The sequence below is a fragment of the Vibrio sp. 10N.247.311.12 genome (assembly GCF_041467515.1).
In the GTDB taxonomy this organism is placed as follows: Bacteria; Pseudomonadota; Gammaproteobacteria; order Enterobacterales; family Vibrionaceae; genus Vibrio; species Vibrio crassostreae_C.
In genome coordinates this window covers 1-9,661 of record NZ_JBFSUV010000077.1, presented here as the reverse complement: position 1 = coordinate 9,661, position 9,661 = coordinate 1, and the positions used below count along the sequence as shown (strand labels likewise).

The following is a 9,661-nucleotide window of genomic DNA, read 5'->3' as shown; positions in this document are numbered from 1 at the left end:
AAAGCCAATTATACATAGCGATCAAGGTTGGCAATATCGTCATCGACAGTATCAGGAAAAGGTAGCGGAAAGTGGGTTAATGCAAAGCATGGGTGAGAAAAAATGGCAATGATAATGCTGAAGAGGCTAAAAGCATTGGCTTAAGCAGTAAATCAAAAGCTCAATTAAAAGGACTATCAAAACGCGAAAAAAAGAGCAAAAGAACGGTAATTAAAGAACTTATTCAAGAGCAACACTCATCACTAACAGACAACTAATATTCCTAAAGTGGAGGCGGCACAAAGTCGCCTCATCTTTAAATTGAGTTATTTAAATTTGTTTTGTAGTAACTCGGTTTCGGGCTTTGTTCCATTTTCTCAACACCGCAGATCTTGTCACCTCCGCAGAATCAGATATATTTTGAATAATATTTCTGAATTAAAGCGAACATATTACGCTTACGCTTGTACGTGGTAGCGAGTTGCGCCACCTGACTATAAAATGTCGCCAATTGAGTAGGATGCGATTTCAGCATATTCTCTAAACGTCGAAGTAACTCTAAAGCTTGATCGTAAGCCGTATTATTGGTCTGTTCGATATAAGATGAGACTGCTCGCAGATAATAATCCAGCGTATTTTCAGGTTTATCATCCACAATATGATCGGCAAGCGAAATAAGTCCTTGTATTGATATTTTATGTTCGGCAACCCATTCGCACGCTTTGTCTAATTGCTGGTTATCGATATAGAACAGAACCAAGGCATCCGTACGATCAGAAGCTTGATTATAGCGGTCTGGTTGTTGATAGGCATTGGCAAGTAGCAGTTCAGTGCGGGAGAAAAATTCAACATCATCAATTTGGTAATTGGCTTTAAACTTCGCTAACTGTTGATAATATTGAAAGCTTGGTGATTGTTCTAACAAACGGTTAGCTAATACCCATGCAGAATGGATTTCACCTAGTTCAACATAAAGACGGAATTGAGCTTGTTCGCACGCACGAAGTTCATAATCACTCGCCATTTTTTTCGCCTTAGCTAACCAAAACTCAGCTTCTAACGGCTCTTGCTCATCAATGAACATATCAACAACTTCAAGATAATCTCGACACGTTCGTGCTATTTTTTGTTTAATTTCCGCCACTTCACGCCAATCGGAGCTGTGTTTCATTAACGGAACTGCCCATGAGCGTAAGTTCCAGCTACTCTCATCTTGCGATGCTTGATCTATCGCTTGGCGGCATAAGGTTAGAAAGTGGGTGTTAGATTGCCAAATCGCTCCAAAACTCTCTTCAATCGAAGGAAATACGTCAAATTCGTAATGGGTCAAACGCTCAAACATCCACTGCGCTTTCTCTTGCTCACTCCAATTAAGCTTTGCCAGCGTCTTTGGCATGTGTTCGTTAATCATGCTTTCAATGCCATAACGATCGCCATTGGAGTCATCAATTTGCTCTAGCACCTTATTCAACCGTTCAACAAGGTAGTTGATTAATTTCCATTGATGATCGGCGTTAAGGCTTTGCATTGATTCAATGATCATGTTCAATTGAATTTCTGCTGAGTTGAAATAATCATGGCTTTCTCGCCAATCCCAGAGCTGTTCTCGCGGTAAGGCTTGGGTAACCAACTTTTTCAGCTCGCCATATACGGCTGGCTTTTCGCGTATTTCAATTTTTGTCAGCAGTGCATTCCATGTGTACTCATCTTCTTCTAGGTATTCGAGTAGCATCTCTACCATGGCCTCTTCACCAAGGCTTTGCAGGTGATTTTTTATGGTATCTCGTTCACTACTTTGGTTTAAAGCTTGTTCTTGGTCTTGTAGGCAAAGGGCAACCGCCACGCCGTGCTTGCACAACATTTGATATTGCGCCGCAGGGCAAGTACAAGTGCCAACCAGATCGCCAGTGAAATCGAGGCTCACTTGATAATTGAGGCTGCCTTTGACCTGTGCGGTCGCGGTGTTGCCAACAAGGTTAAGCTTGCGTACTGCACCACTGCGTGAAAGCAAGATGCCTTTTTGCAAAGTGCTTGTTTCACACAGTGTCGTCAATTCAGAAATGTCGATTTCACGAGTATTAGTTGCGTTCATTATATTATGGTTCCACCTACGCTTTGCTTTGTTCTATTTCGGATTCATCTAATTCCCACCTTCGTTATCTCAGAACCGAGGCGCGAGGTATCTGAGATCTCGCTTTTCACCACCGTCAAAAACGAGATTCCTGATAAGTTCGTCCCTCACTTTCTGGAATGACGAAAGGTTACTCAGCGATTGCTTTAGCTTGTTCTACTTGCACATTTTCTAAGTCGATTTCGCCGGAGAGCAATTTAGGAAGAAGTGTGTCGCGTAGCTCTGAAAGGCTCTTATTTTGTTCATTGTTAGCGACCATCTTTTCAAATAGAGGAGTAACAATCTCTTCAAACTTCGCCAATACATCAGAGTCCGGATGAGACACATTTGTTGAGTGTACAAAGTTACGATTTAGACTCGGTACTGCTGAGCCAGAGTTTAAGGACTTTAGATCTAGTGAACGGAGTAAGTGGTAAGCATAATATGGCCCACATGTTCTAAACTCTCGAACATAAAGCGTTGTATTTAGTGGCCAATACTTATCAAGAGAAAGATATACATTCCCGATCACGCCACTTCGCCCAGTTATGATACCCGGAGGCTCCATTTTGAACTCATTGTGGGTACCATGATAACCGCCCGCAGCATAGACAGGATATTCTCCGTCTTGGCGTTTAGATTTTGGTAAGTCGAATCCCCTGTGGAGTTCAAACAGCTTTGATAATTCACCAACACCCCATCCCTCAGGAATCAAACCCAACTCAGACTCAACTAGCTTTTCAGGGAAAAGCGACGCAGTAGCTGCATCCATCCCTTTTGCCTGTTCACCATTCATTTTTGCTTTTACAGGAGCAAAATCGACAAACCAAGATTTGAACAGCGTTTGCGCCATTTGCTCTAGGGTTTGGTTGATTTGGTTGTTGAGTTCAAGCTTATTGTTAACTGAAGACAATACATCAACAATCTTATTTTGTATGACTAATGGTGGCTTATTAAAAAAAATGCTCTTTAAAGAGCTTAATGGCTGACCAATGCCCGGCGTTCCGACTTGTGAGGCATTTTTTAATAGTTCATGCTTTCCCGTGGAGCTCTTAAAAAAGTAGTATAGGAACATAGGGTTAACTTGTTCCTCATCCACTTTTAGCTTCATTAAGCTTGAAGACAAGACATAGCGCTTATCTTCCTGAACAAAACCTACTTCTCCAATTGACCCTCTATGAGGAAACACCAGTTCATTTTTATAAACATTGCATGCTCCTAATGAATCAGCCTTATCTTCTGTTATATAAACAAAATCACCCTTAAACGTAGGGCCAGCTGTTACATTTGTTCCTCTTATTACAGGGATACCATCACTAACATAATTATCGCTTTTTAGCCTAGAGCCAAATGGTCCTATAGCAATAGAGCCCTTTTCATTTGCTTTAATCGACTCTATAGATACCTTAGCCCAGTTACTCCCCATAACCCAACGCCTCCAAGTTCTGGCGAATCGCTTTATCCAACTCTTGAGATTGATTCATTTGGCTGTATAGGGTTTGTGAAAGCTCGCTCATCTTGGTTTCAAACGGAATGCCATCATCTTCAACTTCCGCTGCGCCAACATAGCGGCCCGGAGTCAGCACAAAATCATTAGCCTTGATATCAGCAATGGTCGCTAATTTGCTAAAGCCTGCTTTATCTTCATACTTCTCTACTTTGCCATCACCACGCTCAATACGCGCTTTTAGTTCTGCTTCATCGCAGCGCCATGCATGGTATGTATCAGCAATTAGCGCGATATCGTCTTTAGTCAGTTCTTTATTGGTGCGGCTAATCATGGTGCCCATTTCACGGGCATCAATGAACAGCGTCTCTTTTTGGCGGTTACGGAAACCTTTAGTGGTGTTCTCGGTTTTGTCTTTCGTGATAAACCAAATACACACTGGGATTTGCGTCGTGAAGAACAGTTGCCCCGGCAGAGCAATCATACATTCAACACGGTCATTCTCGATTAGCTGCTGTCGGATCTCACCTTCGCCGGACGTGTTTGAACTCATAGACCCATTCGCCAAAACAAAACCTGCCGTGCCTGTTTCACTTAGCTTCGAGAGCATGTGCAAAATCCAACCGTAGTTGGCATTACCTGTTGGCGGTGTACGATAGCCAGCAAAGCGCGCATCATCGGTTAGCTCGGCCTCATTACGCCAACCTTTAAGGTTAAACGGTGGGTTCGCCATGATGTAATCGGCTTTTAAGTCTTTATGCTGGTCAGCAAAGAAGGTATCGGCTGCACGCTCACCTAAGTTGCCCGATAAACCACGAATGGCTAAGTTCATCTTCGCCAGTTTATAAGTAGTCGAGGTCAGCTCTTGGCCATAAATAGCGATGTCTTTGGTGCGCCCCTCATGCTCTTTAATGAACTTTAAAGACTGAACAAACATACCGCCGGAGCCACAAGCCGGATCGTAGATCTTACCTTGGTAGGGTTCGAGCATTTCAGCTAATAGTGTTACCACAGATTTAGGCGTAGAACTCGCCACCACCTTTGCCTTCGGTTGCTGCAAACTTACCTAGGAAGTATTCATAAACACGACCGACTAAATCTTCTTCGCTCATGTCGCATTCGTTCGCCAGCGTGTCGATGTTTTCAATGCTGTCGATAAGTGACGCCAGCTTTTTCACTTCCAAACCTTGGCGCGAGAAGTAGTTGTCTGGCAGGGCGTCTTTTAAGCTAGGGTTGTTTTTTTCGATAGTCGATAAAGCGGTATCGATGATGATAGCGATATCATCTTGCTTAGCGCGCGCTTTAACAAATGACCAACGCGCATCTTCTGGTAAAAAGAAGATGTTGTCTTGTTGGTAGAACTCTTTCATCTCAACAAAAGCGTCTTGCCCGTCGTCTATCATCTTCTGACGGCGTGCTTCAAACTTGTCGCTGATGAACTTTAAGAACACAAGGCTTAATACCACGTGTTTGTATTCAGATGACTCAACACTGCCACGCAGCTGATTAGCGGTATCCCAAAGGGTCTCTTCAAAGCCTTTGGTCGCTTTTTTAGTTTTTGAAGCGGGCTTAGCTTTTGAGGCAGTTTTCTTGTTAGCGGGTGCTTTTGCCATGTTCTTAATTACTCGAATAATGTAGGACTCTGCTTTCAAGCGCAGACTATTGAGGGCGATTATATATGAAATTGAATGAGTTGAATTGATAAAGCTCCGATTTTAGGCGCTTTTTACGTGCCTTAAGATAAGGAAATATCCAAATGATCGAGCATTTTAAAAAAGCCACAAAATTCGTTTAATCTTTATAAATAATTCAGTGGCTAGATTAGCAGCACTTAACAGTCTTGTAGGCACTCTGCATGAGCTTCACAACATTTGATTGATTACCCCAAGGTAAACATGCCTATCTCCGCACTTATAGGGGAGCTCGACTTTTACGTGACTAAATTTGGTGTAACCTTACGGCTATTTGATTTGCCATGATTGACTCTTGGGTTATCCCTTTTTCCAATTCAGATATTATGGACTCTAACTTAGGGGGGATAAGTTTTGAGACACGATCCCAGTTTTGGTATTGGTCTGCAAACAAGTCTGAACGACCATGTTTTTTGAGAGAACCCATAGATAAATTTGGTAGCAGCATATAAGTCGCTCCCGATGATAAAGCTAAAGAGATACCTTTAGGATCGGTATCAAACCAAGCTATAAGCTCTACGCCTGGAAAAGCCAACGCAATTTCTTTTGATATTACTCCCGTGTCCTTATCTCCTCGGTAAACAATAAGAGGATTAGATCCTATGTCGGTTTGTACTAATCTAAACTTAGAAAATGCTTCATAGTTTTCAACAATCACAACTTGGCTGTGCTCAATGCTCGTCAAATGACTTAGAGCTACCTCAATGTTCATGCCCTCTTGTAAGTCATATGATTTACCATTTATGTTCGTGGACAAAATCCCATAAACTTTAATGACCTTGTCTTTGACAGGGCTTGAGCTTAACTTCTCGTTTGGAAAGAACTGAGCCATATCCGTTCGAGAATCCGGGATAGAGTCAGTTAGAAGATCAAAGCCTGATTGCTCTTTGATCACCTTCCTAATTTGACGTATATCTCTAGGCGTCACCTGCAAATTTTCTCCTCTAGCGCTCCCAACACTAAAGTCGCGATGAAAAGTATCAAACACGCCACTCAGCGCTACACTGGCACCTTCATTAACCTTCGCAGGAGAGAAGAGTTGCTTTAACCTATTTAAATCACTACCCGTTATATCATCAATAATTCTACTCACAGTTTCCTCGCTATAGACACATCTTCTAAGTGAAGGTTGCCGTAACCTATATTGCTACCTTTTGCTAAATAGGTATAAGACCCGATAGGCTCAACGGTAAAGCCTTTGCTATCTTCGGGAAGCATTGAACTATGGAAATTAAGCACGCTAAATAGCCACACGTCTTTAGCGCAAGTGAGCTGGTCAAGATCTTCCGGTAAGTCACTATTGATTTGCTCGTAATACTCCAAAGCGGAAATGCTGGTTTTTCCCTTACCAATAAAGGCTTCAGCAAAAAAGGTATCGCAATGAGAATCAATGTCCGCTTCAATCAGCTCTTGTATTTCAACATCAAGAGTCAATTCTCGTCGCTCAGCTTCTTCAACAACCGGAAGCTCTTCTTGTTCTGCAGGCTGTGCCGTAATTTTTTCAACAATATCAGCCAATTCCGGCTCTTGGTCCATATCATCAGGATTTGGGTGATGCGCAAATTGTAACGGCTCTGAAAGCCAAAACATCGGTATACCATCGTGCTTTGCTACCTCATCAGGCAAAATCAAATCGTCACTTGGTGTCCAGTGTGGCTCTTGATCAATAAACCGATCAAAGGCATTGATCAGGTCCTTATCGCGTTCGCGGTTACGATACTTCAGCATCAAAGCTCGGAGTTGAATTAGGATAGATCCGAGCTCTTGTTGGCAACTACGAATCGCACTGTGCATTTCAGCACAAAACAAGGTGTTGAGCTCTGAGTTATCTCCAGCCATTTCACTCAACAACTTAAAAGAGAAAGCTTTCATGCCAGTAACAAGCTTTTCAGCTTGCTCTATAGCAACTTGGTTCTCTTTTTGTTTTTGAGCGAGCGTATGGCCATAGCCAAAATCATAACTGATACGGTTTCTTAAGCGACGACAAGACTCTTGCAAGTCCATTGTGATTTCATAAACCACACCTTCAAGGCTATTAAACCTATCCGCCTCTTGTTCTCTTTTGCCATTTAATTTAGCTTCCAGGTATTCTTGCGCTAAGCTCTGAATTTCTGGAATGCGCTCAGCATGTTGAGTCCCAAGAAATGAACTCGCTTCCGTTTCAAGGAAGTAGTTCATCAATGCTTCCATCTTAGGGTGCACGCGGTAGCCGCGGCTTGTCACGATAACAACACGGGCTTCTTTTAATTTACGTAGGTCATTGGCGTTTTCATGAGTCTCACGTATCGTGCCATTTTCAAAAACATGCGTTAATGTGTCCTTTGCTTGGCTGATTAAGCGAAGCATGTGGTTAACACCACCATGTTTCCCATTGTTTTGAGGGCTCATCAAAAGTCGAACTCCCCTTGGTTCTCGTTTGCTTTGTTAACTGTCTCAACGATCTTTTCATGCGTATCGATGAAATCGAGCACCTCGTAGACAAAGTCTAATTTTCCCGTCATCACATAGAGTTGGCGCTCTTTGTTTACTAAATGAGCCACCCCTTCTTTAACCAGAAATTCGACAACTACATTGAGTTTATCCGCTGCACTGTCACGCACTTTTTTCCGACTCACTTTTGGAAGTCGATAAATACTATCGAGTTTCTCCATCAAGCTAGGAGACGATTGGATTTGCGCACTCAGCACAGGCACATTTAACTCATCACCACCAACCATCACAGCTTCAACTTGAGCAGCCTCACTGACTGTCGCTACGAACTTAACCACAGGTCGAATGATACCGTGTACATTACTCATCAACGCGGTCACCTGACGACGATTGTGGTCGTCGATACTTTTATAGGTAACATAATAGGCGCTGGTTCTGCTCGTACATTGGAGCTCGCGCCCCATAAGAGTCAACGCTTGATTGATTTCTCGGCGTGTACGATCCTCTTTAAGCGTCTTGTAAGCTTCACGATCCGTTGCTGGGCAGATAAAGCTACCACTAAGTAGAGATTCTAAGACTTGTGATACTGGCTTCATGCTTCTACTCCTGTGCTAGTTTCAGCGGCTTTAGCTAACGCAAGTTTGCTTACTTTAGGTTTGTTGAAAATGTTCTTGTAAGGCGTTAAGTGATACAGATACTTAAATAAGTTGGCCGTACGATTATTGCCATCGGGTTGAGCCGCGATAACATTGAAGTTGTGTGCCCCCATCATTTTGAGCAGTTTGGCTTGGTTTTCTGCCGTCAGCTTACCAATCTCATCGGTTGGGTAAGTTATTGATAGTCGACTGGCTCCACGTTGTTGTGTCAGAAGTGCTAAATACAACATGGATTGAATGAGCAAGTTCGTACCATTACTGGCCAAATCACGCATATCTTTATCTGTTTTGGCCGTTTTACGCTGGTTGTTCTCGATGACTTCAAATTTGATGTCAAACAGCTCAGTAGGCTTCTTAACTTTCTCGGCACTAATATGGTACGTCAGTGTACTTAACGCATTGAAAAACTCTTTGCTTGGTAGCTCAGCCGATCCCGTTTTATCCCACTCTTCGTAAATCTCAGAGAAGTTAATAATATCTTGCCAACCTTGTAGTTTGGAAAGTGAACTCTCAACATTAATGTCAATAGAACCAACCACAGAGAACGTGTTATTGAGCTTTACTTGTTCAGAGATATTACGACCAAGTTTTTTAATCTCACGGTCGAAACCAAGTAGCCGATGCTTGAAGTCAACGAGCATACGCCCCATGTTAACTGCGCTTTCAATTGTTATGCTGGTCACCTGAGGAATGATGTCATTCATGATGATTTCTAGAATATCAATTCGCTTTGAGTCACTAGCAACAATATCCTCTGTAATGGCGTTTCGGCTGCTTTCATTCCAGAAACGATACAGCTCCCCGTCACCAAGGTTGAGAGTGATAGTTTCCATCTGTTGTATATCTTTTTTACGTAGCTTAGTAAGCCTCTCTAACTCCGGGAGTTTGCTCTCTACATAGCTCAAGAGTGAATTTAAATCGCCGTTATAATCGAGCGCTTCTTGGCTGCCTTCTTCGCCCTCAAACATCACATAGTTAGTTAGGCGAGAGATTGCACTGTCAGCTCGCTGTTTGTGGTTTCTCAAGATAGAGAGCTTCTCATCAAACTCTTTTTTGGTTCGATGAGCTTTGGCTCTCAACTCTTTCAGTTTAGTTTCAAAAGATTCAAACTCTTGATGCACCGTTTCAAGTTCTTTGACCTTAGTATTTCGATCGTCACGTCTCTTAGGATCATCCACTTCATAAACAGCAAGCCATATCTCGTATTCTTTGATTTTATGAGACTTCACTTTTAAATTTTTGATCTCATTATCAAGCAATTCAATTTCTTCTTTGTAGCGTTGATAGATTTCATGATCCGCACCAGCAGTTTTGGACACTGAGTTAAGTGAGTACAATCACTAATGAG

Annotated in this window: 6 protein-coding genes and 2 pseudogenes; 1 reads left to right on the top strand and 7 read right to left on the bottom strand. The window is 42.4% G+C overall.

The window, feature by feature from the left end; genetic code table 11:
• Positions 1-100, top strand: a pseudogene (locus AB6E30_RS22525) (IS3 family transposase); the annotation flags it as partial.
• A 288-nt stretch (positions 101-388) separates the two neighbouring features.
• Here the strand turns inward: AB6E30_RS22525 and AB6E30_RS22050 are convergent.
• The 7 genes and pseudogenes from AB6E30_RS22050 to AB6E30_RS22020 form a co-directional block, all read right to left on the bottom strand.
• The gene (locus AB6E30_RS22050) at positions 389-2,071 is read right to left on the bottom strand and encodes an SWIM zinc finger domain-containing protein (RefSeq protein ID WP_102398486.1); all 1,683 of its coding nucleotides are present in this window, start codon (positions 2,069-2,071) and stop codon (positions 389-391) included.
• 169 nt (positions 2,072-2,240) lie between these two features.
• A complete protein-coding gene (locus AB6E30_RS22045; RefSeq protein ID WP_372105261.1) occupies positions 2,241-3,515 on the bottom strand; it encodes a restriction endonuclease subunit S in 1,275 nt (424 codons plus the stop codon).
• Positions 3,505-5,149 (bottom strand): annotated as a pseudogene (locus tag AB6E30_RS22040) (N-6 DNA methylase). Before AB6E30_RS22040 ends, AB6E30_RS22045 begins: the two are co-directional and overlap by 11 nt.
• A gap of 325 nt (positions 5,150-5,474) precedes the next feature.
• Positions 5,475-6,320 carry a hypothetical protein gene (locus tag AB6E30_RS22035; RefSeq protein ID WP_372105259.1) on the bottom strand — a complete coding sequence of 282 codons (846 nt, stop codon included), beginning with the start codon at positions 6,318-6,320 and terminating at the stop codon, positions 5,475-5,477.
• On the bottom strand, positions 6,317-7,615 hold the full coding sequence (locus AB6E30_RS22030; protein WP_102321022.1) for a hypothetical protein: 1,299 nt from the start codon (positions 7,613-7,615) through the stop codon (positions 6,317-6,319). Before AB6E30_RS22030 ends, AB6E30_RS22035 begins: the two co-directional genes overlap by 4 nt.
• Positions 7,615-8,253 carry a hypothetical protein gene (locus AB6E30_RS22025; RefSeq protein WP_102321023.1) on the bottom strand — a complete coding sequence of 213 codons (639 nt, stop codon included), beginning with the start codon at positions 8,251-8,253 and terminating at the stop codon, positions 7,615-7,617. The genes AB6E30_RS22030 and AB6E30_RS22025 overlap by 1 nt, the downstream gene beginning before the upstream one ends.
• Positions 8,250-9,632: an ATP-binding protein gene (locus tag AB6E30_RS22020; RefSeq protein WP_372105257.1), complete on the bottom strand. Its 1,383-nt coding sequence runs from the start codon at positions 9,630-9,632 to the stop codon at positions 8,250-8,252. The genes AB6E30_RS22025 and AB6E30_RS22020 overlap by 4 nt, the downstream gene beginning before the upstream one ends.
• Between the last annotated feature and the right edge of the window lie 29 nt (positions 9,633-9,661).

What these genes read in the sequence shown, in the direction of transcription:
- AB6E30_RS22050 (WP_102398486.1), bottom strand. Translation starts at nt 2,071, where the DNA reads ATGAACGCAACTAATACTCGTGAAATCGACATTTCTGAATTGACGACA.
- AB6E30_RS22045 (WP_372105261.1), bottom strand. Translation starts at nt 3,515, where the DNA reads ATGGGGAGTAACTGGGCTAAGGTATCTATAGAGTCGATTAAAGCAAAT.
- AB6E30_RS22030 (WP_102321022.1), bottom strand. Translation starts at nt 7,615, where the DNA reads ATGAGCCCTCAAAACAATGGGAAACATGGTGGTGTTAACCACATGCTT.
- AB6E30_RS22025 (WP_102321023.1), bottom strand. Translation starts at nt 8,253, where the DNA reads ATGAAGCCAGTATCACAAGTCTTAGAATCTCTACTTAGTGGTAGCTTT.